Source organism: Portibacter lacus (assembly GCF_021533215.1).
Taxonomy (GTDB): Bacteria; Bacteroidota; Bacteroidia; order Chitinophagales; family Saprospiraceae; genus Portibacter; species Portibacter lacus.
Map to the genome: position 1 here is coordinate 139,466 of NZ_JAJNKA010000008.1, position 24,091 is coordinate 163,556.

At 35.2% G+C, this 24,091-nt stretch carries 19 protein-coding genes and 1 tRNA gene; 8 read left to right on the forward strand and 12 right to left on the reverse strand.

Going from position 1 to position 24,091, the window contains the following annotated elements:
- Positions 1-142: 142 nt before the first annotated feature.
- The 3 genes from L2586_RS14995 to L2586_RS15005 form a co-directional block, all read right to left on the reverse strand.
- Positions 143-1,987 carry an eCIS core domain-containing protein gene (locus L2586_RS14995; protein WP_235293737.1) on the reverse strand — a complete coding sequence of 615 codons (1,845 nt, stop codon included), beginning with the start codon at positions 1,985-1,987 and terminating at the stop codon, positions 143-145.
- A gap of 277 nt (positions 1,988-2,264) precedes the next feature.
- Positions 2,265-3,350 (reverse strand): MlaD family protein, encoded by a 1,086-nt coding sequence (locus tag L2586_RS15000; RefSeq protein WP_235293738.1) that lies wholly within the window; start codon positions 3,348-3,350, stop codon positions 2,265-2,267.
- A 72-nt stretch (positions 3,351-3,422) separates the two neighbouring features.
- The gene (locus tag L2586_RS15005; protein ID WP_235293739.1) at positions 3,423-4,232 is read right to left on the reverse strand and encodes an N-acetylmuramoyl-L-alanine amidase family protein; all 810 of its coding nucleotides are present in this window, start codon (positions 4,230-4,232) and stop codon (positions 3,423-3,425) included.
- 70 nt (positions 4,233-4,302) lie between these two features.
- On the opposite strand from L2586_RS15005, the gene L2586_RS15010 reads away from it, so the two are divergent.
- Positions 4,303-7,101, forward strand: coding sequence for a putative LPS assembly protein LptD (locus tag L2586_RS15010; protein ID WP_235293740.1), 2,799 nt, complete (start codon positions 4,303-4,305; stop codon positions 7,099-7,101).
- A 46-nt stretch (positions 7,102-7,147) separates the two neighbouring features.
- On the opposite strand, the gene L2586_RS15015 is transcribed toward L2586_RS15010, so the two are convergent.
- The 3 genes from L2586_RS15015 to L2586_RS15025 are packed head-to-tail and all read right to left on the reverse strand — an operon-like array spanning position 7,148 to position 9,928.
- On the reverse strand, positions 7,148-7,864 hold the full coding sequence (locus L2586_RS15015) for a DUF6438 domain-containing protein (protein ID WP_235293741.1): 717 nt from the start codon (positions 7,862-7,864) through the stop codon (positions 7,148-7,150).
- 9 nt (positions 7,865-7,873) lie between these two features.
- Positions 7,874-8,998, reverse strand: a complete 1,125-nt coding sequence (locus tag L2586_RS15020) for a zinc-dependent metalloprotease (RefSeq protein ID WP_235293742.1) — start codon at positions 8,996-8,998, stop codon at positions 7,874-7,876.
- The gene (locus tag L2586_RS15025; RefSeq protein WP_235293743.1) at positions 8,999-9,928 is read right to left on the reverse strand and encodes an OmpA family protein; all 930 of its coding nucleotides are present in this window, start codon (positions 9,926-9,928) and stop codon (positions 8,999-9,001) included.
- A 253-nt stretch (positions 9,929-10,181) separates the two neighbouring features.
- Here L2586_RS15025 and L2586_RS15030 point away from each other — a divergent pair, with 253 nt between their 5' ends.
- On the forward strand, positions 10,182-10,712 hold the full coding sequence (locus L2586_RS15030) for a hypothetical protein (protein ID WP_235293744.1): 531 nt from the start codon (positions 10,182-10,184) through the stop codon (positions 10,710-10,712).
- 44 nt (positions 10,713-10,756) lie between these two features.
- A complete protein-coding gene (locus L2586_RS15035; protein WP_235293745.1) occupies positions 10,757-11,947 on the forward strand; it encodes a peptidogalycan biosysnthesis protein in 1,191 nt (396 codons plus the stop codon).
- On the opposite strand, the gene L2586_RS15040 is transcribed toward L2586_RS15035, so the two are convergent.
- Both L2586_RS15040 and L2586_RS15045 read right to left on the reverse strand, forming a co-directional pair.
- Positions 11,940-12,533: a hypothetical protein gene (locus L2586_RS15040; protein ID WP_235293746.1), complete on the reverse strand. Its 594-nt coding sequence runs from the start codon at positions 12,531-12,533 to the stop codon at positions 11,940-11,942. The genes L2586_RS15035 and L2586_RS15040 overlap by 8 nt on opposite strands.
- Complete coding sequence (locus L2586_RS15045) at positions 12,517-13,068, reverse strand: RNA polymerase sigma factor (RefSeq protein ID WP_235293747.1); 552 nt, start codon at positions 13,066-13,068, stop codon at positions 12,517-12,519. The genes L2586_RS15040 and L2586_RS15045 overlap by 17 nt, the downstream gene beginning before the upstream one ends.
- Before the next feature lie 139 nt (positions 13,069-13,207).
- Between L2586_RS15045 and lysA the strand changes: the two genes are divergently transcribed.
- Positions 13,208-14,437 carry a diaminopimelate decarboxylase gene (gene lysA, locus L2586_RS15050; RefSeq protein ID WP_235293748.1) on the forward strand — a complete coding sequence of 410 codons (1,230 nt, stop codon included), beginning with the start codon at positions 13,208-13,210 and terminating at the stop codon, positions 14,435-14,437.
- On the opposite strand, the gene L2586_RS15055 is transcribed toward lysA, so the two are convergent.
- The 4 genes from L2586_RS15055 to L2586_RS15070 form a co-directional block, all read right to left on the reverse strand.
- A complete protein-coding gene (locus tag L2586_RS15055; RefSeq protein WP_235293749.1) occupies positions 14,432-15,409 on the reverse strand; it encodes a GNAT family N-acetyltransferase in 978 nt (325 codons plus the stop codon). The two genes, lysA and L2586_RS15055, sit on opposite strands and share 6 nt — an antisense overlap.
- On the reverse strand, positions 15,409-16,668 hold the full coding sequence (locus L2586_RS15060) for a serine hydrolase domain-containing protein (protein ID WP_235293750.1): 1,260 nt from the start codon (positions 16,666-16,668) through the stop codon (positions 15,409-15,411). The genes L2586_RS15055 and L2586_RS15060 overlap by 1 nt, the downstream gene beginning before the upstream one ends.
- Positions 16,669-16,756: 88 nt before the next feature.
- Positions 16,757-17,404: an outer membrane beta-barrel protein gene (locus L2586_RS15065; protein WP_235293751.1), complete on the reverse strand. Its 648-nt coding sequence runs from the start codon at positions 17,402-17,404 to the stop codon at positions 16,757-16,759.
- A 47-nt stretch (positions 17,405-17,451) separates the two neighbouring features.
- A complete protein-coding gene (locus L2586_RS15070; RefSeq protein WP_235293752.1) occupies positions 17,452-18,174 on the reverse strand; it encodes a hypothetical protein in 723 nt (240 codons plus the stop codon).
- Positions 18,175-18,238: 64 nt separating this feature from the next.
- Between L2586_RS15070 and L2586_RS15075 the strand changes: the two genes are divergently transcribed.
- The 4 genes from L2586_RS15075 (at position 18,239) to L2586_RS15090 (ending at position 24,039) form a co-directional block, all read left to right on the forward strand.
- The gene (locus L2586_RS15075) at positions 18,239-19,177 is read left to right on the forward strand and encodes a UDP-glucuronic acid decarboxylase family protein (RefSeq protein ID WP_235293753.1); all 939 of its coding nucleotides are present in this window, start codon (positions 18,239-18,241) and stop codon (positions 19,175-19,177) included.
- A gap of 88 nt (positions 19,178-19,265) precedes the next feature.
- Complete coding sequence (locus L2586_RS15080; RefSeq protein ID WP_235293754.1) at positions 19,266-21,857, forward strand: SLBB domain-containing protein; 2,592 nt, start codon at positions 19,266-19,268, stop codon at positions 21,855-21,857.
- A 167-nt stretch (positions 21,858-22,024) separates the two neighbouring features.
- Positions 22,025-22,096 (forward strand) — tRNA-Glu (locus L2586_RS15085).
- Positions 22,097-22,386: 290 nt separating this feature from the next.
- Positions 22,387-24,039 carry a sulfatase family protein gene (locus tag L2586_RS15090; RefSeq protein ID WP_235293755.1) on the forward strand — a complete coding sequence of 551 codons (1,653 nt, stop codon included), beginning with the start codon at positions 22,387-22,389 and terminating at the stop codon, positions 24,037-24,039.
- The last annotated feature ends 52 nt before the right edge of the window (positions 24,040-24,091 follow it).

The following is a 24,091-nucleotide window of genomic DNA, read 5'->3' on the forward strand; positions in this document are numbered from 1 at the left end:
TATCGCACCTACGGCGCTACTTGTTATAGTTGATCGTACTTTTATGAAATGAATAGTTTAGCTCTTGCTATCTTTAAAGTCAGAGAGATAATATGATTAGGTGCTACATAATAGGGGTGATGATACTTGTTTAGCGTCTAACTTATTCGCTAGCTGTAATTGTTGTAACAAAATTTCCTAATATAGAACTCGCCGTATTAGAAGGATTACTTAAGACCGGAGCTAATTTACTAGTTACTTCAGCTTCTAGCGCTTGATTATAATTTTCGCCCCGACTTGCTCTTCTTCTTGCAGCTGTAATTGCTGATCCTAAATGCAACCCTCGTCCTAATCCACTAGCAATTTGTTGAGCAATAAATGTTTTAACTTTAGTTCCTAATGATTGATGCAAGTAGGCAGGTAATGCTTCAGATAAGCCGGATGAAATTCTTTCATTTAAGAAATTAGTAAACCTTCCAGAAATAACTGAAGTAAGCTCACTTATTAAAACATCAGTAATAATGTCTTCATAATGCATTTCTTGTTGATCTACGCCAGCTCTTTCTCTGATCTGATTATTTTCCTCTTGTGCTCCTATATCTCTAATGACCTTGTTCGCTACTCGTGCAGAAGTTGCAGCTATACTTCCACCTAAGAACCTTACAATTCTTAATATTGGTCCTCTGAGAACATTTGGGAGCAATCGTAGTCCTGCTGCGCCTAAACTTCGTCGAATAACATTTAGGCCAATACTTCCTGAAATTAAACCTACACAGAAATCAGTAACTACTGCAATTACATCCATGGCATTTGTCAGGAATGCAAAACTAGCATTAGTACTGAAGTCATTGTGGAGCGAATCCCTATTCCTAGATCGTGTGCCATTTCTTCCAGGAATGGAAACTGCTTCATTTTCTGATATAAATAAAACAGCTTGTAAACTTACAGTACCTTCGCCTGATTCGTTATTTGAGGTATTAATTGCGCTTATTTTCCAGCCTATTTTTCTCTCTCCATAGTGAGAATCAAGATAAGCTCCTAATACATCCCAGTAAGTTGTTTCTTGTTCTTCACCTATCAGTTCATCAATTCCTGGAAAAATTCTACGAAGCCATGCTGGAGTGAAGGAGGAGGATAAAATAACATCACCGACCCGATAAAAATTTCTATTATTTACATAAGTAGAATCAGTAACGATCTCATGACTACTGTTATACTCTCTAATAATATGTTGCTCGCCAGCTATATCAAATGCTACTAACCATTGATCTGGTTGCTCTTGCCTTAATGCAAGATTTTCTGATGTGGTTTCTTGATTTTCATGTAATGATCTTTGCCTTCTTTCATTATATTCTTCTTGTGATTCGCCAGTTATCATACCTAATAGATCGCCTTGAATAACCGTCCCACGTGATTTCAATTGAAATGGCTCTATGTTTAACTTCTGGCCTCTGGAAGCTTTTTCACCCAAATCATCTGCTTCCTGTTCTAATGTTGAATTATCATTTAGTTGGAATCCTTTTAGTTGCCTTGTTGGACTTACTCGTCCTTGCCTTTGTTGAATTACGTGGGTTAGTTCATGACCTATTAATTGGCGACCCCGAGAAGTTGATGGATTAAATTCTCCAGGAGCAAAATGTATTTCTTCACCTCGTGCAAAAGCCCTTGCCCCAATGGATAAAGCTGATTGAGAGTTTTGGATGAAATTGACATTAGAAAAATCTTGCCCGAAAGATGATTCCATTTGGCCTATAATATCACTTCCTCGTGCATCATTTGGAAAATTATCTTCAGGATTTTCTGCATTCTCGGTAGGGTTATCTTCTGCTCCATTTGCAATAAGTTGGTCAGGTTCAGATGAAGAAAGTTCATTTTGCTCACTTTCCTCAATCTTAAATTGTAAAGGTGGTGGAGTTCGCATTTCAGTTGCAACCTCTGGTTGACTGTTTGTTTGATGGTCAGCACTTGAGCGGTTAAACTCACTCTTTTGTACATCTAACTTTTCCATTTTGGAGGTTTTAACTCAAATTGTAGTTATATTCCTCTTTATGAAATGTTAAGTTAGTTAAGTGAAGCTTTGAATTAGTTTTGTGTCAGTAGCAACGATTGGCATCGTCTGGAAAACACCAATTGATAATATGTTTTTAGATAATGATGTTAGGTTTTTAAAAAGAAATAGAAAAAATTAAATGCCATTTGAATTAAAAATAGATACCTATTAAGTATTTATAAGTTTGTTAAATCTACGGCAATTAATGTTTAGCAGGACTTTTTACTGTTACTTTTTAATTTTTTGAATCCTTTATCTTTTCTGCTGGATCATCTTCCGGTACAACATACTCTTTATCCTTTTTTCCAAAAACAGACACATTCACATATCGTTTCGGGTTGAGTCTGAAATCTTGAAGCAGCAAATCTAAATTCTGACTGGTGCTTTCTAAGTTGTTGTAAAGTGCTTTATCATTGATCAATGCGCTAAGAGATCCATCTCCGTTCTCCACTTTTGAGATCAATTGATTTATATTGGCGATTGCTTCTTCTGCACTTTTAACAGTGCCTTGTATCGTCGTTAAGCTCGTTTTCACCTCTGTTATGGCACCTTCAGCGGCTCCTACTGTCTTGCTGATTTCAGCATTCTTTAGATCTGTCGTGACTACATCCAGATTGTCAATTATACCTGCAATTTTTGCATTAGAGTTCTTAAGTGTTTCAGAGAGAGACGCTACATTAGACAAAGTCTCATCAAAATTACTCGCTGATTTCGCAAGCATGATATTGATCTTATTGCTTATTCCCGATAAGTTTTTTATCGTCGTCTGAAACTCCTCAATGCTTTGCATGATGCTTTCTTCAGCATTCGGGGAGCTCTGAGTAATGGTATCTATTAATCCAGAAAATCCGTTTTTCAATTTATCAAAATATACATCTACCTCGTTCACATCGACCATAGAACCCAGTAATCCTTGGGTGGTACCATCTATATAGGATTTGTTTTCCAATATACCATTCTGCATATCAGCATTTCCATATTCCAGTAAAATAGATTTTCCACCCATAATACTTGAGGACGCTAGAACTGCAGTCGTTGTTTTAGGAAGTTCGATTTCACCATCTACTTCTATGGTAACATTTATCTTTTCAACATCATCAGGTTTTAATTTTACGGCGGTAACTGAACCCACTTGAAAACCATTGATAAAAACTGGAGCAGACGTATTCAATCCGCCTACATCACTATATGTAATATAATAAGTGTTAGAATTATCGAGTAAGTTTTTTCCCTTTAGAAACCTATACCCCCAGATTAAAACGGTTAATGTTACAATTGCTAGAAGTCCAAGCTTTGCTTCATTAGAAAATTTACGAGCCATGTTTTGATGTTGTTAAAATAATGTACAAGGATACGAAGCATTTAACTCGAAGCCAATAAATAAGACATTTATTTACGGAGCTGCATAGTACGCTACATACTTTCCTATACCTGAAACTATGGAATGGGCTATTTTGTTTTGTTCTTTATGGTCTTTCAATTTTTTCGCGTCTTCTGGATTAGAAATAAAGCCCGCCTCCACTAATATACTCGGCACTAAAACTTTTCTCAATACCACAAAGCCAGCTTGTTTTACACCGCGATCTCTAAAAGTAGTATGCCCAGAAATAGATTGTTGAGTGAAATCTGCTAATTTAATTGATTTCTCTAGTGTGTTTTGTTGCATCATGGCAATCATAATGTGCCCCTCATCTGAATAAGGATCAAAACTTGATAAATCTTCGAGCAAAATCACCTCATTTTCCCTTTTTGCGATATCCATATTCTCTTGGCTAGTCTCCATCCCCATGACATATGATTCTATTCCATGTGCCTGTGGATTTCGGATAGCATTGCAATGTAGAGAGATAAATAAATCAACATCTTCCTTGTTGGCCATAGAAACTCTTTCGTGTAGCGGAATAAAAATATCTGTTGTTCTAGTGAATCTAACTTCAATTTCAGGAAAACGCTCGTTTAATAAAGTACCAATTTTAAGAGCTATTTCTAAAGCAATATCTTTCTCTAAAAGCTTATGGCCACTGCATCCTACATCCTTTCCTCCATGGCCTGGATCAATTAAGATAACCTTAACATTGTCTTGAGACTTCGATACACTCAGCCTATGCAATACATCGTTAATACTATTACCTGTGGAGAAAGATTTAGTAAGCGGCGCTAACAAAACAGCAATCGTTAGAACTAATAACTTATATTTGCCCAACAATTTCATATTATATGAGAGAAATTCATAATATGAAGATAATACAAAGATTGAACTAGCGCAATATTAAATGCGGAGAAATTATATATTTATTTTGTTTTTTTTGGTTTTCGGTTCCATTTACATGGTGGGGCAGGATATAGATTCGACTTCTACTCAGAAGGTGGTCGTAGATTCATTAGGTGATTTTCAGCTGAATGATACGATTCCTCCGGTACAAGATTCTATTCCTTTGCCTCCATTTCGAAAACCGGCAAATGTGAAATTCTCAGCAGATGCTCCACAAACGGAGATCGTATATGGAGCGACAGATAAGAAATGGTTTGATCTAGATAGTAACCTGGTTCATTTATATGGAAATGCTTTCGTGGAATACGGTACTCTAAAATTAAAGGCCGGTTACATCGTTTTCGATTTTAAAAATAATATTGCAACTGCAGAAGGCGTATTGGACAGTGCGGGAAACGAAGCCCAGCGGCCCACATTTGTAGATGGAGATAGTGAATTCAGTTATAATAAATTAAGGTATAATTTTCAGACACAGAAAGGTTTTGTTTATAACACTTATACGCAAGAAGGTGATTTGTATGTGCAAGGAGCCCAGACAAAATTTGTCAGTGCAGATTCTGATTCGACAATGCAATACGATCAGATATTTAACAAAAATGCAATCATTACCAGTTGTAATCTAGATCATCCGCACTTTGGTATTCGAGCTCAGAAGTTAAAAGTGGTCCCAGAACAATTAGCTGTATTAGGTCCTGCCAGGTTAGAAATTGCGGATATTCCTACACCATTGATTCTACCATTTGGATTTTTTCCATTGGTCCAAGGGAAGAGTTCAGGTTTGATATTTCCTGATAACTATGAGTATTCACCGCAATGGGGTTTCGGTCTTCAGAACATAGGTTATTATTTCGCGATCAATGATTACATTGACATGAAAGTAACTGGAGATATCTACCTTAGAGGAAGTTATGGTGTCGGACTAGAAACTAGTTATACAAAAAGATACAAATATAGGGGCGGCCTAAACGTTTCATATGCATCTAGACTAAATGAAATTTCAGGAGAAGTAGATCCTACGAGAGATAATTCATTCAAGATTCAATGGAATCATAACCAAGATGCTAAAGCCCATCCTTATTTCAAAATTGGAGGATCTGTGAATATGGAATTTGGAGGATTCACACAACAAAATAATCCAAGTTTTGCTGCACAATCAAGGACTACTCAGCGTTCGAATGTGAACTTAAGTCACTCCTTACCTGGCACACCTTTTTCTGCAAGTGCAAGTTTTAATCATTCTCAGAACCTTAGAACTGGAGATATAACAATGACTTTTCCGAATCTGCAGTTAAGAATGAACCAAATTTATCCTTTCAAGAAGAAGAAAACATCTGGAAAAGCGAAATGGTACGAAAGCATCACATTGAATTATAGTTCTGAGGCGAAGAATTACGTTAAGGCAAATGACTCTACTTTTTTCACTAATCAGACACTAGCTGATTTGGAATATGGGGTGAAGCATACCGCAAGCTCTAACACATCCTTCAAGTTTCTGAAGTATTTCAATTTTAATCCAAGTGTAAATTATAATGAGACTTGGTATTTCAGAAGAAATCAAAGTACTTTACTAAATGAATTAGTATTGGATTCAACGCAGGTGGAAGTGTCTCCAGATGGAACAATAATCTACGATATAGATACAACCTATGGGAGAAGATTGGATACTATTGTGACCGCTTTTACGCCATATCGAAATTTTTCGGCGTCGGCTAGTATAAGTACAACCATTTTCGGAACAAAGAAATTTTCAAGAGGAAAGCTAAGAGGACTAAGACACGTTATAAAACCCAGTATTTCGTTGAATTATCAGCCGAATAATAGAGATAACTATATCGAATTTGTAGACTCTGATTATCGAGGCGGAATTTATAATGCCGTAGATGAGTATAGTATTTTTCCATCAGGAGTGTTCGGAACGCCAAGCCTAAATAGCGAAGGAAACTTTAATATGAGTTATCGATTCAAGAACGATGTGGAGGCTAAGTACATGTCACGTCAGGATTCTACCTTGAAAAAGATGAAGATATTTACGAATTGGAATTTTTCAGGGAGCTATAATATGTTGGCTGATTCATTTCAATTAAGCCCGATTGCTTTTTCTACAGGTAACACATCGTTTTTAAAAGGGATTATTAATCTAGGTTTCAATATGCGTTTCGATCCATATCAGATTAATGATAACCGTCAGAGGTTGCAAGAATTTCAATTTAGCAAAAACAATTCTCCTTTGAGATTTGATCAGATGAATTTAACATTGACCACACGTTTTACTGTTAAGAAAATCCGAGAGTTGCTAGCAGGTTCATTGAAAAGTGAAGAAGAAGTCGTCGATGAAAGAAATCAAGAGGAAGAAGGTGGTCGAGGAGAAGGTAATGAACGAGGAGCAAGAAATGGGCGAGGGGAGCGAGGAGGAAGTGCTAATAAGCTTGAGAAGCAAGAGACTTTCTTAGATTTGTTTAATGATTTTAGTATTTCGCATTCATTCAGATATACTGGAATGGATATGGGTTCAAGAGACACGTTCTTTATATCTACCAATACGGTCAGCTTACGAGGAAATGTAAAACTTTCTGAAAATTGGAGTATACGAGTTGGGAACTTCGGGTACGATTTAAAAAATAAGGGATTTACTTACCCTGATTTCGGATTCGAAAGAAATTTACATTGCTGGGAAATGAGTTTCAGCTGGCAACCTAGATTTGGAACTTACTCCTTTTTCATTGGTGTAAGTTCGAATACGCTAAATTTCATTAAGACGAATTACAATAAGAATGTGGGAGACGCTCAATTCGGGCGCTGATGTAGCTGGATAACTGTGTCTATTATATACCATATATTCACTAATACTATCTCATTTCTACCTTTTTGTTTTCTTCTGCAGAATCCACATCTATATCGGTATTCATTTTTTTCAATAACTGAGTAAACTGGACGGTCTTAGGATCGTAACGCAAAAGATAAAGAGGTCGATTAGGCACGATTTGTCGGTTTACTTGAACTCCGTATTTTTTATATTTTGTCACCCAAGATTCAATGGTGACATTAGGTTTTAGCTGAAGGATGATTTCCTTAGCTGCTATTTCTTTTCTTCCAGAAATGACAGGTGAATTGCTTTCCTTAATAGTGGTCCACTCATAGGCTGCATTTGCTGATTGTGGACTTAATGAGACTAAGTAAGCTTCTGCCTTTTCGAGTTTCTCGGGCATTCCTATCTTCGATACGATCGTCTTCGTAAAATTCTTTTTATTCACGGTTAATGTGCTAGCGGAGGCATCCATCACGTCAAGTCCGTAACCATCTTCGAACTTTTTCAACTTGGACTTTTTAAAAGTACATTTCAATTTTCTAAATTCTTTCTTAGTAAGCATCCTTTCATAGATACCATCCTTATTAGTAAACCTTACACCTTTGAAGGTTAATTTGCCATCATGGTCCACCGTAATCTGATATACAGGACATTCTCCCATACAAGCACCTTTTTTGAATTGGATGTAAGGAGTTTCGCCTGCAACATTACTTGGTGTTTGCAAAATCATAAAAACAAGACAAGTGATAATATTCATAAGAATAAATTAATAGTTGAAAATTTTGTGAGCAGTTAATTGGCCTGCTATTTCTAGGTTTAACACATATACACCAACTGGAATTCCATTTGTAGAAATATTAATATAATATTCACTTTTGGAAATACCCTGTTTGATAAGCTGTCCATTAATAGAATATAAGGTGAAATTTACATTTTCTTGCTCCTGAGCAAAATAAAGGTCTATACTACGGTGCGCTGGATTGTAGCAGATTTTTACTCCCGTTTCAGGAAGATTATTGGGAAAACAATCATCAGAATCGATTAGCTGAGGCATGTTATGGCGAAGAAATCCTTGCATTCTCACAGCTTGTTCCTTTGTGAAATAGAGTAGGCATTCGTCAGCACTGAAATCCATGAAGTTTGCAGTTTTGCTCACTATACCACAAGATTGAATAGGTTCGCAGTTAAAGTCTGGAAAGGCTTGAAAGGGTGTGTCGCTTATTCCATCATCTTCTCCATCACAACCAGTGAAGTTTCCCCACGGATGGAGCAAACCTAGGAAATGTCCCGTTTCGTGAGTTAGTGTTCTTCCATTTTGACCGATAGATTGATAATTGATAACAATACCGATTAAGTCTTCACTTAAGGTATTCATCGCGATGGTGTAGCCAATACTTATTGTTCTTTCGCCTATCCATATATTGAGGTATTCATCTATCGGCCATGGGTCTGATCCACCATAGTCACTCTGCTTTATCCAAGAAACTCCAGATGAATTAAGTGTGTTTCCTATTTTTTCTTCTTCAGTTTGTACTCTTATAATACCATTTGTAGACTTTCCTTCTGGGTCGATCTCTGCTAGTTTAAAATCAATTCCGACGTTCCCAAGATTGGCAATTGCTTCCTGAGGAACTTTGTCCAGATCTTGATTGGCTAGATTGAAATCAGCATTTAGAAAGGCCATTTGCTCCTTTATTATTTCTTCTTCAATATTTTGTTCTTCTGTACGGTAGACGATATGGAAAACGACGGGAACAATAGTATTTTGCTCTCTGGTTAATGTGGATGGTAGTTCTGAAGATTGCTGTATTAAATTGGCACATGGAGCGACCTGTGAATTCAACATTGAAGCACAGAAAATGAATCCCATTGTAACCAATAAGTACTTCATTTATTTGGGTCTAATCAATTCCATCACCTGATCTAGTTTCGGAGAGAGAATTATTTCAGTTCTTCGGTTTTTACTTTTATTCGATTCGGTATCATTCTTAGCTATTGGTTCATAGAATGCACGCCCTGAAGCTGTTAGGTGATCAGGATTAACACCTGATTGTTGCAGTAACTTAACCACTGAGGTAGCTCTTTTAGTACTAAGATCCCAGTTGAAATTAGGATCACCATCGACATCGGTGTGACCTTCTACGATAATGTCGAGGTCGTTTCGGCCTTCTAGAACTTCAGCTAGTTTTGTTAATGCATTTTTTCCTTGCTTATCTATATTGTCTGATCCTTTAGCGAAAAGCAGTTTTTGACTAAGCGAAACATAAATCTTACCTTCTTTTTGTTCTACACTTAAGTCTGAAGGACCGAAAACAAACAATGCATTGCTAATTCTGGACTGTAAGGAATCCATTCTCGTTTTTTCGAGTTGGAGTAGACTTTCTAGTTCATTTATTCTAGCCTCACTTTCCTTAATTTCTTCTAATTTCTCATCTAGCTCTTTTTCCTTAATATCTAAGGCTTCTTGCTTTTTATTAATCTCGTTCGTTAGATTGGTTTTTTCCCGAGATGTGACGTCTATGAGTTTTAAGTTTTGATCAAGGACTTCTTTATAAGACTGGGCTATTTCGTCATAGGATTCTTGGAGACCATTGTACTTAGTATTAAGATCTAGTAAAATATCTTTGGTTTGTTCTAATTCTGTTCTAGTAGATGCAAGATCGGCTGCTGCTTTTTCTCCTTTTTTCTTTGCCAATTCAAGACTACGAATCTGGCTGCCTTGATATCTGTTCTCAGATTCTAATGCTTTATACTTCTTAGAAGAAACACAAGATGTAAGTGAAGCTAGAATTATAGAAACAAGAAATAATCTAATAAGCATAAAACAGTTATTGAATAAGGATGCTAAGATATAGAAATCTATTTATTAGTCTTTAACAGTTAAAAAAAACAAATTTAATATCATCAATAGCAATGTCCTTGGTACAAATATAAATACTAAAATAACGTTAGGATGTTTGATTTATATATCAAAAATACTTTTAATTCACTTCCGTAATTGCAAAATAAAGAATGAACTTAATTAATTTTATATTGCAGTCCGTTATGTTTTTTTAGACAAAACTAAAGTCCATATGTTTAATATTTCCCATGAAATAAAATATTTAGTCACTACTATTGCAGTTTTGCTATTATTTGCTTCATGTAAAAATTCAAGATTAAATAAATTAAGTGAAGAAGGGAAAGGTTATGTAGCGCAAATCGAAATTAGTGCTGGAGATTACATTGACCATATCAATAAGGATACCTTAGATTATCTAACCTTCCCTTTTAATGTGGGCATCTTTGAGAATAGCAGAAAACAGGAGAAGCAAGTTTTTATTATAGGGAAGAGTATTAGACAAGGCCAAAAAATAAGTTTTAAACCTATTTCTAAATTGACCTACATAGATAGGGCAGGAGTGTCGAATGTTTTAATAGTTGCTCGACCTACAGAACTGAAATATGTAACAGCTAAAGTGGATAATTTTTTCGAATTAATCAGTGTTCACTATGGAATTCAGAAAATGATAGAAATATGGATAACGTATTCGAAAGGGTATGGAGAGGCGAAGGAAGTGAAGTGGGAAAATGAAGATATGGCGATAAATTATTTGACGATTTAACAATTTAGGAAAAATCTTGTTAAGTGTCAGATTAATAAATATAAATGCACGAGAAAATTATTGTAGATGATGAAATTTCATTTGTAGAGTATGCTCATATAGATGAAATTATTGCAGAGTGGAATTTAATAACCAAAGACCTATCTGTTTTTTATAGTCCGGATTTTTTGCGGAGTGTAGAAAATGCACCACCTAGTGGATTGGAGAATCGATATTTATTAATTTATAAGAATGATGTACATATAGGTGTAGTTAATTGTCAGCTTACATCATTTAATGCGCGAGAGAGTATAAAATTCAAAGATCAGCCAGGATTTGTTAATCGAAGCGGAAACGCAATTAAAAGAGGTGTTTCGAGTTTGATTAAATTCGAAGGTTTGGTTTGTGGTTCTGTGTTGTTAACTGGGATGTATGCTTATCATTTTGTAGACATAAATGATCACAAGGAGCAATTTTTAAGAGCTGAACAGATTGTTGAAAAATATAGACTTCACCTGAATGAGCATGGCAAAAATATCAAAGTAATTTTTTTAAAAGATTATTATGCAGATAAGCAATTAGAAAAGCATAACATTTCAGTTAAAGAGACGCGATATAAAGAATTTTCAGTGCAACCCAATATGATCCTACATCTGAAGCCAGAGTGGAAATGCTATGAAGATTATCTGGCCGCATTCCAGTCGAAATATAGGGTGAGAGCGAAGCGGGCAAGGAAGAAAATGGAAGGGATCGAATGCGTAGAGTTAGATTATGCAGGAATTATCAAACACAATGCTGAAATCTTTAAACTTTACCATAATATAGTTGATAATATTAATTTCAATTTGTTCCTCTTAGACGAGCATTATTTTGCTGAGTTAAAGAAGAATCTTAAGAATAAATTCAGGCTTTTCGCCTATTTTAAAAATGAAAAAATGGTTGCCTTTTATACCTGTATTGATAACCTAACTGAAATGAATGCTCATTTTTTAGGTTATGATCCAGATGAAAATAGGGAGCACCAGTTATACCTGAATAGCCTTTACGATATGGTAGCGCTTTCAGTAGAATATAATTTCGAGACGATTAATTATTCTAGAACAGCGATGGAAATTAAGAGTTCCATGGGAGCTGAGCCATATGACATGTATTGTTATCTAACTCATCAGAATTTCTTCATTAATGAAATCGTTGCTAAGATTGTCGGTGCACTTAATCCAACGGAAGAATGGGTGCAACGAAAACCATTTAAATAGATTTTAGACGGTTAAAAGTAAAGTTTTGATACTCTGGCAAAAAGTTAGAATCTATTAATTTCAACCCATTCTGTTCTAAATTCAGCGTTAAGTTATAATGTTTAGAAGCAAAATAAAGCGTTTGGTCTTCTTTATGATCTAACACGAAAGTAGGGAATTCTGCATAGCTGAATTCTAAGTAATAAGTGTAATCTTTGATATAGATGTCTATAGAAATCTCACCATCTTGTGCTACATAGTTGCCCGCCATCTGAATAGGAATCTTAGGACCGAACTGGTCATTATATGCTTTTCTGATTTCATCAAAGCTCGCCATATTAAATAAACCTTCTTGGTCATTACTTAGATCTTCTAAAACATAAGAAGAAAAGCCTTCATTCGAAGCGAATAAGTGAGGATTGTGATCATTAATAATCAAATTAAAATACGATATCGCTGCAATCAGAGCAACAAACATCGCTGCAAGAGAAGCAATTCTGTACAACTTGATTTTCTTAGCACTTTTCCTCTGCTCTAGCTTATTTTCAATACTGTTCCAGAGCTTATTGTCTGGTGTTTCTTCAAATATTTTATTTATATCTTTCATTATAAGATGCCTTTTCATCTAAGTCTTTTTTTTTGATAAATTCTCGCATTTTCTTTTTGGCAAGAATAAGTTGAGACTTCGATGTATTTATACTAATGCCTAACATTTCTCCAATTTCTCGATGTTTATAACCTTCGATTACATACAAATTGAAGACTGTGCGATATCCTTCAGGGAGTTCCATAATGATATCTTTAATATCTTCTTCTGCTAATTGGTCAAGAATTACGGGATCTTGAGAATCATTTACTTGTGACCATTCAACGGTAAGATTAAGTTTTTTGTGCTTTCTAATATGCATTAATGATTCATTAACCATAATACGTTTCATCCAGCCTTCGAAGCTACCGTCACCTTTGTATTTATGAATGTTGTCAAATATTTTGAACATTCCATGAATAAAAACATCTTCAGCATCAGCCGTATTCTTTAGATATCTTCTGCAGATACCAAATAGAATAGGGCTGTAGAAATCGTAAAGTGCCTTTTGGGCTTTCCGATTTCCTGCTTTACAAAGTTTTATGTTTTTCTCCAAGTCCAAATTGTCGTGATCTTGTGTTCTTTTATAAAGATGCAAATTTTCACATAAAAGGTGTGTTTGTGTTATAATTTCATGGATTTAAAATAATAAGCAATTTTAATTTATAAATTTGTCGCCTTTAATAATTGACAATATGGAGCTTAAAGACGGAAAATTTTATTTGACTGGAGGAGTAGACCCTTTAGAAATTGCTGAACAATACGGATTGCCCGTATATATTTATGATTCAGCAATCATCAAAAAACAGATTGATAGATTCAATAATGCATTTTCAGTAAAGAAGATGAAGTTGAATTATGCATGTAAAGCATTGACGAATATAAATATTCTGAAGTTGATGAAGAAGTGGGGAATGGGACTGGATGCGGTTTCTATTCAAGAAGTAAGACTTGGTCTGCATGCTGGTTTCAAACCTAAAGAAATATTGTACACTCCTAATTGTGTTTCGCTGGAAGAATTGTCTCTAGCGGTAGAATTAGGGGTTAAGATAAATATAGATAACCTTTCGATTTTGGAACAGTTCGGAGATCATTACCCGAATTATCCACTATGTATTCGATTGAATCCTCATGTTATGGCGGGAGGAAACTCTAAGATTAGCACAGGACATATTGATTCTAAATTTGGTATTTCGATTCATCAGTTGCCTCATGTTCATAGAATTATAGAGACGTATGGGCTGAATATAGAAGGGCTTCACATGCATACTGGAAGTGAGATTTTAGATACAGAAGTTTACTTACGTGTAGCCGATATTTTATTGAACACAGCTAAAGATTTCAAAGATTTACAATTTATAGATTTTGGATCTGGGTTTAAAGTTTCGTACAAGAATGATGGAATAGAAACCGACATGGAAGATCTCGGGGAGCAATTGAGTACAAAGTTTAATGAGTTCTGTAAAGATTATGGAAGATCGTTAACGTTGATTTTTGAACCAGGTAAGTTTCTAGTAAGTGAATCAGGCTATTTTTTAACTAAGGTTAATGTTGTTAAGCAAACGACTTCCAATGTATTTGCAGGAGTGGATTCTGGTCTGAATCACTTAATTAGACCTATGTTTTATAATGCATACCATAATATTACTAATATCTCAAAAGCAGAAGGCAGGAAAAGGATTTATACGGTCGTAGGATACATCTGTGAAACCGATACCTTCGGTGTTAATCGAAAAATGACAGAAATTTCAGAAGGTGATGTTTTGTGTTTTCATAATGCCGGAGCTTATTGCTATATGATGTCATCTAATTATAATTCGAGATATAGACCTGCTGAAGTTTTGGTTCATGAAGGAAAGCATCATTTGATTAGGGAAAGAGAGACAATGGATGATATCTTAAAAGGACAAATAAGCGTGCTATAACTTCTTAAGCATTATTAAGTTGTTATCCTCTCTTCTTACGGGTAGAAATCCATTTCGAGTATAGGCTCTTTTGGCTGGATTGTTATTGTGTACATATAATGAAACGGCTGTTTCGCCATTGTGCTTAAGTCTGGAAAAAAGATGATCCATTAGGAGCTGGCCCAATCCGCGACCACGGTATTCGTAGAATACGGCTAAGCCCATTTCAGGAACGTTATCATCTACATAACCATATCCTTGATTATAATATGGTAATTTCCTGCACCAAATTGCGCCGATATCTTTGTCTTCGTAACGAACGATGAAGCCGATTTCTTTTTTACTGTCCCAGTTTTCGTAGTAGCGAGCGATTTCCTTTTGCTGAAGAATCTTCTCTCTGTCGAATAGTTTTCCTTCTTTATATATGGATTGATAGACCATTTCTTTTAGGAATTCAATGTTAGAAGTTCTTAAGGGTCTTATGGTGATGTCTTTAAGAGGATAGCGTCTTATGAATGTAATATCGATGTGTTGATTTTCAGTGCCTTGATCTTTGATAACATGCTGTGGAACCTTATTAATAGTATAAGGAATGAAGTGGAATTTGGTATAAAATTTAATACCTCGACCGTTCTTCTCGTAACAAGTTAGGACGATATTTGCAAAACTGTGTTGAGCGGTTGAAATAAAATAATCCAATAGATCTTTAGCAATCCCTTGTCCGACATATTCCTTTCTTACTGACATGTAAGCAATCTTAATTGTACGACCTATTTCAGTGAAATCATTAATGACTTGAGCGAAAATTGCCCCTGATAATCGGTTGTCGGTAAAATGGAATAAAGAGAAGTCTTTATAATCAGCGAATGATTTTTCTATTTTTTCGAAAATCGAATTTGACTTTGTCTGGTCAACAAATTGAATTTCCTGCAATAATTCCTTGATTGCAACACTGTGGTTTAAAAAATCATGCTTAGTTATTCCTTCTATCATTAATCATCGATTGCTGAAAATACTAATTGGCGAAATTTCCAGCTAGTTTGATCTCCTGTGTTTCCTTGAGTTTGTTTCATAAGAACGCCAATCACTTCTTCCTTAGGATCTGCAAAATATTGAGTATTAAAGTAACCACCCCAATCGAAAGTTCCGATTCCTCCACTTCCACCTTTCTTTAATCCGACCTCATCAATAACTCCAAAGGCAAGTCCATAATGTCTGCCAGTTCCAGCCCATAGATCGCTCGATTGATTTTGCATCATCATGTTTATTGTTGTTCTACTTAATATACGAACGCCATTACTTTTGCCATTGTTCAGATACATTTGTAAAAACTTAGCATAGTCTTCTGCAGTACTGGAAAGTCCAGCACCACCTGAGAAAAATGTTTTAGCGCCTTTAATTGGATAATCTGGATCATAGAATGTAGTCGGGAAATTTTCCCACGTACCATTATTTTTATGTTGGATAGCAACCAGTCTATCTTTTTTCGAATCTGGGATATAAAAATATGTGTCTTGCATATCTAATGGTTCGAAAATACGAGTGCGCATAAATTCATCTACGGGCATTCCTGAAATGATCTCTATAAAATAAGCAAGAACATCTAGTCCTTCGCTGTAAGTATATTTTTCACCTGGATTATGGTGAAGAGGTAATTGTGCCAATTTTAGCACGCTTTCTTTAATGGTAATATTCTTAGTGGTAAATAAATCAGTGATTCCAGTTTTTTTGTAAATCATCTTCATTCTCTCATCGCCATCTATGATTCCATAACCTAAGCCTGATTGATGAGTGAGCAAGTCTCTAATGGTTATTTCTCTTTTCGCCGGAGTAGAGGTGTATGTTGTATCGTTGTAATGAAATGATTTTAAAACTTTAGGATTTTTAAATTCTGGTATGTATTTAGAAATAGGATCGTCTAATTTGAATTTTGCTTCTTCCCAAAGCATCATTACAGCGGTAGAAGTGATCGCTTTGGTTTGAGAAGCAATTCTGAAAATAGCATCCTTTTTTAAGGGTTTTCCTTCAGCGTCGGCATTTCCAAATGATTCTAGATAGACGATTTTGCCATTTCTTGAAATTAAGGCAACTGCTCCAGGAATATGCTGATTTTCAATTTCTGAAGTAAGCATGTTTGTAATTCGTTCCAATCTTTCAGTAGAGAAACCTTCCGTCTTGCTTGCTTTAGAAGCAGATTGAGATGTTAAGCTAATTGGGAATAAAAGCAGTAAAAAATAAATGTATCGTGTCATTGTTGAGAATTCAGAATTTTAAGATATGATTTTATCTTAGTTTTTTCTGGATTTCTTTGTCAAAAGTCATTTTAGGGAGTTGCTAAAATCAAATTCTTTGCATTATTCCAAAATTATAAGAAAGACTTCTATTCTTAGAGGTGTTTAGTTTCTCGGCATCAGGAAAACCTCTATAATGTTCGATTGAGATCACAAAAGTATTCAAACCAGCATTGATATTGAGACCTGCACCTAGAGCAATACCATGATCAATTTTTCTGATGGTATTATTGTCAGTAATATCTGTAAAGTTGAAAGATGGATCATTTATGAAATTCACTTCAATTTTTTCTTCTGCCTTTAGTAAGATATTCCCACTGTATCCCAATTTTACAAAAGGAGTAATTCTGTTTTTCATAAAGGGATATTTAAAAGCTAAATAGACTGGCAATTCTGCATAGCTTAATAATAAATCAGAATCTCCTGAGAAATTGATAAATCCAGGCATACATGCTGCTCCTCGACGTACGAAAGCAGGCGATACTTCTAATGCAAAAGAGTTGTTTAAATCATAGTTGATCAGCATTCCAATATTAAATCCTTCTACATCTATTTCTGCATCTTGAGGAAGATCTACGTCTCCATATTCTTGAAAAGAATTGGTGTAACCTCCTTTAAAGCCTATAGATAATTGACTATGAATTGCTTGAATGGATAAAATACTGATGATAATTAAAAATCCGAGCTTGTGTTTCATGATGTTTTCTTTACATGGGTAGACGTAAAGAAAACGTAAAGGGTTGGTTAATAGTATATTGTTTGACCTTTTTCAAAAGTGTAAATTGGCATTAAGTAAGTTGCTTTAATACCGAAAAATAAATCGATTCTACGCTCCGGAGTGCCTGTTGGTAATAGTTTATATCGGTGTTCTTTTGTGAAAAATTGACCAAATTGAAATCCAAATATAAAACCTGCTCTATTATTGTTGTAATTGTATTGATATTGAATGTTTTCTTCTAATCCAAATCCACTTGTGAATCGATCGAAATAATGACCGGAATCTCCGATGATTTGGGGAATGGATTGAGAATCATCGACTAACTTGACAAAGTGAGTTATATAGCTTGTCCCAAGACCGATTCTTAGATACTGCTTTTTTATACTTATTAATTTGTCAATACCTATACCTATGTCATATCCTCGTTGCCGTCCGAAAACATCTGCATAAAAACCATTGACTCCAATAAGAAATCCGTCCGATGTTCTTAATGAAGCTAGCACATCTTCGCGAACATTTTGATTAATTCTTAAGCCAGCTTTAATGTAATAGGCTAGTAATGAAGGACTGGCATATTCTAATTTGAATTCAAATTTATTATTTGCACCATATCGATCGGCTAAATCAGCACCAGGTATTTCTATTAAGAAAGAAGTTTGCAAATTGAAATTATGCATTGGCTCATTCTGGCCTAAAAGCCAAAAGGAGAAGAATAGGAATGTTAAAAGCGATAATAGTTTATATTGCATGTGTTGCAAAAGTAGACATTGCTAAGAATATTTTATATTTGCGCTCTAATATTTATTTCAATTTATGAAAAGAGTACTTATAACTGGTGCAGCTGGTTTTCTTGGTTCACATTTATGTGACAAGTTTATCAAAGAAGGTTATCATGTTATAGGTATGGATAATCTACTAACAGGTTCACTTTCTAATATCGAGCATTTATTTCCTTTGAAGCAATTTGAATATTATCACTGTGATGTTTCGAAATTCGTTCATGTTCCAGGTGAGTTGGATTATATATTACACTTTGCTTCTCCAGCGAGCCCTATTGATTACTTGAAAATGCCTATTCAGACCCTGAAGGTAGGATCATTAGGAACGCATAATTTGCTAGGATTAGCAAAGGCAAAAAGTGCAAGAATCTTGGTTGCTTCTACTTCCGAAGTTTACGGAGATCCATTAGTCCACCCACAGACGGAAGAATATTGGGGGAATGTTAACCCAATCGGACCTAGAGGTGTATATGATGAAGCTAAGAGGTTTCAAGAAGCAATTACTATGGCTTATCATACATTTCATGGATTAGAAACTAGAATCGTAAGAATCTTTAATACATATGGTCCCCGGATGCGAGTAAATGATGGTAGAGCTTTGCCGGCATTTTTTTCTCAAGCCATTCGAAATGAAGATATTACAGTTTTCGGAGATGGATCACAGACGAGATCATTTTGTTACGTTTCAGATTTAGTAGAAGGGATTTATCGGTTACTTTTAAGTGATTATCATCTCCCAGTTAATATTGGGAATCCTGTAGAAATTACCATAAAAGAAATTGCAGAAGAAGTACTTAGGTACGTTCCAGGTAGCACATCTAAGATTATTCACGTAGATTTGCCGAAAGATGACCCTAAGAAGAGAAGGCCAGATATAACAAAAGCTAAGGAGCTTTTAAACTGGGAACCCAATATTGATAGACAAGCAGGATTGGATGTTACATTCGAATATTTTAAAGAAGTATTGAGTTAAAAAAAGTATGATGAAATTGACTTTTAGAGTATATTTTCTAGTAATTCTTTGTTTTTGCATAAGCAATGGATTTGCGCAAACTATACCTGTGACGGAATCAGAAGTAAGGGCTGAATTAGAGAAGCGAGGTATAGCAGAAGAGGATTTAATAAGAGAAATGAATGCAAGAGGAATCGAAATCGATGATCTTGAAAATTTGAGCCCAAGTCAACTAGCTGAGTTAGAGCAGATTGTTCAACAACTCGAAGCAGAGAAAAAAACTACCGAAGTGACTCCGGATACTATCGTTGATAAGGAATCTTATCTAGATGAACCGACAACAAAAGAAACAGAAACGGTTAAACAAGAAATTCAGCAAATTATAAAGGAAGAAGGTAATGTCAAGCAACCTGATGTAAATATCTATGGTCATTCTTTCTTTAAAAATCGAGATTTAAGTGTGTTTGAAACTTCTACTGAAGTGAAAGCACCAGATTCTTACATTTTGGGCGCAGGAGATAAAATTGTAATTTCTATTTATGGGATTTCAAGACAGGAACTAGCTCACGAAATAAATTCTGAGGGAGCAATTGAAGTAAACAACCAGCGGATCTTCTTGAAAGGAATTTCACTAGGTCAGGCAAAAAAGAAATTATTTAATGCTTTATCTAGATCATATAGATTTAAGCAAGGTGAATTTGATGTTGCATTAAGTTACAGCAGAACAATAAATGTAAATATACAAGGAGAGGTAGTTAGTCCAGGTGGTTATACTATATCTGCAATCAACAATGCATTTAATGGATTAATAGCAGCAGGTGGTCCCACATCCATTGGTTCTTTACGGGATATTCTTTTGATTAAAAAAGATGGCAATATTGTGAATCTTGATTTTTATTCATTTCTACAAAATCCAAGTGCCAGTACGAATGCATTTTTAGAAGAAGGAGACGTGATAGTGATTCCGGTGGCTAGAAAAATTGTTCAAATTAATGGAGGGGTAAAAAGACCGATGCGTTATGAAATGAAGGAGAAAGAAAAATTGACTGATTTAATTAATTTAGCAGGTGGTTATAGAAGTAACGCGAATAGATCACTTATTCAGCTTCTAAGATATAATGTAGGTGGTAAGGAGTATGTGGATGTAAGAGAGCAAGAAATTCAAAATTTCGATTTAAAAGATGGCGATTTATTTACTGTAAACATAATAGATAATGAGGTTGATAACTTTGTAAATATAGGTGGAGCCGTAATTAATGATGGAAACTATGAACGAGTGGAAGGAATGCTTCTTAAAGACTTAATTAGCTTAGGGACTTTGAAGCCAGGTGCTCGGAAAGATTTTGGCTATATAAGAAGAATGCAAGAGGATGGTAAGGTTGTTTATATTAAAATAAATATAGAAGCTGGAAGTCAGGATTTAAATATCCCATTGATCAATAAAGATCAGATCATTATTTACAACCAATCTACTTTTAATGATAACCAAGAATTTCAAGTAAGTGGAGCTGTTAGGAATTCAGGATCATTCTCCCTGTCTATTGATCAGCAGCTAAGCATAAAGAATGCGATAGAAATTGCTGGGGGGCTAAGGAGAGATGCATCGGGTATAGGAATTATTCACACGGTAGACCCATTGAACCCTAAAGTTAAGCAATATAGAAGGATAAATATCCTAGAGGCATTTGAAAATGAAGATGCTTTCTCGATAGGAGCATTAGATTCACTGGAGATATTTTCAAAGAACTTATTTGACGAGCGATCGGAAGTGAGGGTTAGTGGAGCCGTGAATAGACCAGGTTCTTATCAGTTTGGCGAAAGTATGACACTGGCAGATGTACTAACCATGTCGGGAGGATTTAAACTTGGAGCTGCAACTAATCGAATAGAAATATCTCGGCTAGTTATAGAAAACAATGAGCCTACGAAAACAATAATCGCCAATTTTAAAATTGATCGTGATTTAAAAGAAAATAGTGAAAACTTAGATTTTGTGCTTGAACCCTATGATGAAATTATAGTCAGGTATGTTCCTGAATTTGAAATGCAGAACTTTGTTGAAATTGAAGGTGAAGTAAAGTTTCCAGGGCAATACAGTTTAATAAAAGACAATGAAACAATTAAGGATGTTGTACTCAGAGCTGGTGGATTAACGATGGAAGCTTTTCCTGCAGGTGCTAAATTAGTAAGAAGTGATGATGGATTAGGAGTTGTTATTGTAAAATTAGATGAGGTCTTAAATTCGAATAATTCCAAGTTTAATTTTAAATTGAAAAACGGAGATCGTATAGTTATTCCAAAATCTAAAGATTTTGTATCTATTGTTGGTGCCACGAATGCAAACAAACTTTATGTTCAAGATATTCTCGGTGATCAGAATATGTTAAACGTTCCTTTTCATAAAGGAAAGGATGCCAAGTTTTACATCGAAACTTATGCAGGTGGAATAAATGATAATGGAAGTAGAAACGAGATTTTTGTGGAGAATCCAAATGGTGAAATAAAAAGAACAAGAAATTACTTCGTATACAAAAACTACCCAGAGGTTCTCGTGGGATCTAAAATTGTGGTGGGGACGAAACCAGCTAAAACCAAAGAACAAAAAGATAGAGAAGACGTAGATTGGTCTAAAGTTCTTGCAGATTCAGTCGGACAGGCCGTTTCTATATTGAGTCTTTTACTGCTAATACAGCGATTATAAAGGCCATTCAAAAAAAGTTTATAAAAAAATCTATATTATTTTTTTATTCTTTAAAAGATTCTATATTTGCACTGCTTTTGAAGAAAAGTAAAATTGTAGTCTTGAAAACAGTTCAACTGATGACTTACTGGAAAGCTAGGAATCTCTACTCATAAGTACAGATTTTTGGCCCCTTCGTCTATCGGTTAGGACGCCAGGTTTTCATCCTGGAAAGAGGGGTTCGATTCCCCTAGGGGCTACTTTTAAGCCGCTATAAATCTTAGATTTATGGCGGCTTTTTTATTTCTATTACTATCCATTCTTTAAACTAATTTTTTGTTACTGCGCTGGGCCATATCTTAATCATTAACAGCTAATGTTAGTTCGAAAAAGTGATTCAATTATTCTCCTTGTCCTTTTATAGAATTAATCTAGGATTGATCTATGTACAATTTTATATCTTTAATAGATTTTCAGAATGATGAAATGGATTTTCATTGCAAAACTTCATTGAAGGTTTCTTTCGATCCATATTTTAATAGTAAATGAAATGGGCTTTAGTTTTAGAAGTGTAGCATGCTTTTCGATAATCTTGTATTCAATTGTATTGCTTGGAATAAATGGAAGTTCTATATATTTTCAGTTACCAGCTTTCGTCTCTAAAGAAATTAAAACAGACAGCATTAGATATCCCAACATTATTATCATCTACACTGATGACCAAGGATATGGTGATGTTGGTGCTTTAAACCCAAATGCTAAGTTTCGAACTCCTAATATGGACAGAATTGCTAAAGAAGGAGTCATCTTCACAGATGGTCATAGTAGTGATGCAGTTTGTACTCCTTCTAGATATTCTTTATTAACTGGAAGGTATAGTTGGAGAACAACATTGAAGAAAGGAGTGCTAGGTGCAGACGGACCATGTCTGATCGAGGATGGGAGGTTAACCATTCCTTCCTTGTTAAAGCAGAAAGGATATCAAACAGCGATGGTAGGAAAGTGGCACTTGCAGATGGATTTTGCGGGGACACTTGGTGAAGACAGAGATTGGAGTGTTCCTATAATAGGTGGCCCAGTTGACCATGGGTTTGATTACTTTTTTGGAATCCCTGCTTCTATGAATTACGGAATTCTTACTTACTTGGAAAATAATCGAGTTTTAGAGGCTCCGACGCTCTGGACCAAGAAAAAAGCGGTTACTGATCCTCGTTCATTTCGAGATAATGTTCGTCCTAATGATTATAGGATGACACCTCCATTCCAGAAAGAAAAAGGAAAAGGTGGAGGCTGGATAGAAGCTGCACCATCTTTCAATGATGAGTTAGTTTTGGAAACTTTTGCGTCTAAAGCAGTAGATTACATTAATAATGCATCATTGGAGTATAAAAACGGTACACCATTTTTTCTCTATTTACCATTAACCAGTCCACATTTACCGCATTGCACACACCCTGATTTTAAAGGAAGAAGTAATTGTGGAAATTATGGGGACTTTATGGAAGAAACGGATTTTAGAGTAGGGCAAATTTTGGATGTCTTGGATGAAAATGGAATCGCGGAGAATACCTTAGTTATTTTTTCATCTGATAATGGTGCTGAAACGAATTATACCTATCACAAAGAAACTTACGATCATCTAAGTAGCTTGCATTTTAAAGGAGGTAAACGAGATATTTATGAAGGCGGACACCGAGTTCCATTTTTGATGAGATGGCCTGCTGGTATAGAAGCTAGAAAAATAATCAATACTCCTGTATGTCAGACCGATTATCTTGCAACTATTGCAGAAATTGTTGGAATTGATATCCCTGAAAATGGAGGTGAGGATAGCTATAGTTTGCTGTCATTATTACGAGATGGATCTTCAGGACAAAAAATACATGGGCCTATAATCCATCATTCAGTTTCAGGTCACTTCGCGATTCGAGATGGAAAGTGGAAACTAAATATGTTCCGAGGCTCTGGAGGTTCTTTGAAACCGAATTTTATTATTCCTGAAAATGGAGAGGCATTATACGAGCTTTATAATATGGAAGTTGATCCGTCAGAAACAAAGAATCTATATTTCGAACATCCAGAGATTGTTAATGCTCTCAAAACTAAGATTACTGGAATTATTGCAAATGGTCGTTCTACACCAGGACCACCGCAGCCATTCATTTCAGAATCTTGGCCTCAAGTAACTTGGATGGAATTGTAATTTTGTAAGTGTTGGATTTATTCTCAATCGTTTTTGCTTTTTCTAAATTGCT

Bases quoted from the DNA above. Each gene is read 5' to 3' on its own strand.
- L2586_RS15055 (WP_235293749.1), bottom strand. From the start codon at position 15,409: ATGATAGAAGGAATAACTAAGCATGATTTTTTAAACCACAGTGTTGCA.
- L2586_RS15075 (WP_235293753.1), top strand. From the start codon at position 18,239: ATGAAAAGAGTACTTATAACTGGTGCAGCTGGTTTTCTTGGTTCACAT.
- L2586_RS15030 (WP_235293744.1), top strand. From the start codon at position 10,182: ATGTTTAATATTTCCCATGAAATAAAATATTTAGTCACTACTATTGCA.
- L2586_RS15025 (WP_235293743.1), bottom strand. From the start codon at position 9,928: ATGCTTATTAGATTATTTCTTGTTTCTATAATTCTAGCTTCACTTACA.
- L2586_RS15070 (WP_235293752.1), bottom strand. From the start codon at position 18,174: ATGCAATATAAACTATTATCGCTTTTAACATTCCTATTCTTCTCCTTT.
- L2586_RS15035 (WP_235293745.1), top strand. From the start codon at position 10,757: ATGCACGAGAAAATTATTGTAGATGATGAAATTTCATTTGTAGAGTAT.
- L2586_RS15065 (WP_235293751.1), bottom strand. From the start codon at position 17,404: ATGAAACACAAGCTCGGATTTTTAATTATCATCAGTATTTTATCCATT.
- L2586_RS15015 (WP_235293741.1), bottom strand. From the start codon at position 7,864: ATGAATATTATCACTTGTCTTGTTTTTATGATTTTGCAAACACCAAGT.
- L2586_RS15010 (WP_235293740.1), top strand. From the start codon at position 4,303: ATGCGGAGAAATTATATATTTATTTTGTTTTTTTTGGTTTTCGGTTCC.
- L2586_RS15040 (WP_235293746.1), bottom strand. From the start codon at position 12,533: ATGAAAGATATAAATAAAATATTTGAAGAAACACCAGACAATAAGCTC.
- L2586_RS15000 (WP_235293738.1), bottom strand. From the start codon at position 3,350: ATGGCTCGTAAATTTTCTAATGAAGCAAAGCTTGGACTTCTAGCAATT.
- L2586_RS14995 (WP_235293737.1), bottom strand. From the start codon at position 1,987: ATGGAAAAGTTAGATGTACAAAAGAGTGAGTTTAACCGCTCAAGTGCT.
- L2586_RS15020 (WP_235293742.1), bottom strand. From the start codon at position 8,998: ATGAAGTACTTATTGGTTACAATGGGATTCATTTTCTGTGCTTCAATG.
- lysA (WP_235293748.1), top strand. From the start codon at position 13,208: ATGGAGCTTAAAGACGGAAAATTTTATTTGACTGGAGGAGTAGACCCT.
- L2586_RS15060 (WP_235293750.1), bottom strand. From the start codon at position 16,668: ATGACACGATACATTTATTTTTTACTGCTTTTATTCCCAATTAGCTTA.
- L2586_RS15090 (WP_235293755.1), top strand. From the start codon at position 22,387: ATGGGCTTTAGTTTTAGAAGTGTAGCATGCTTTTCGATAATCTTGTAT.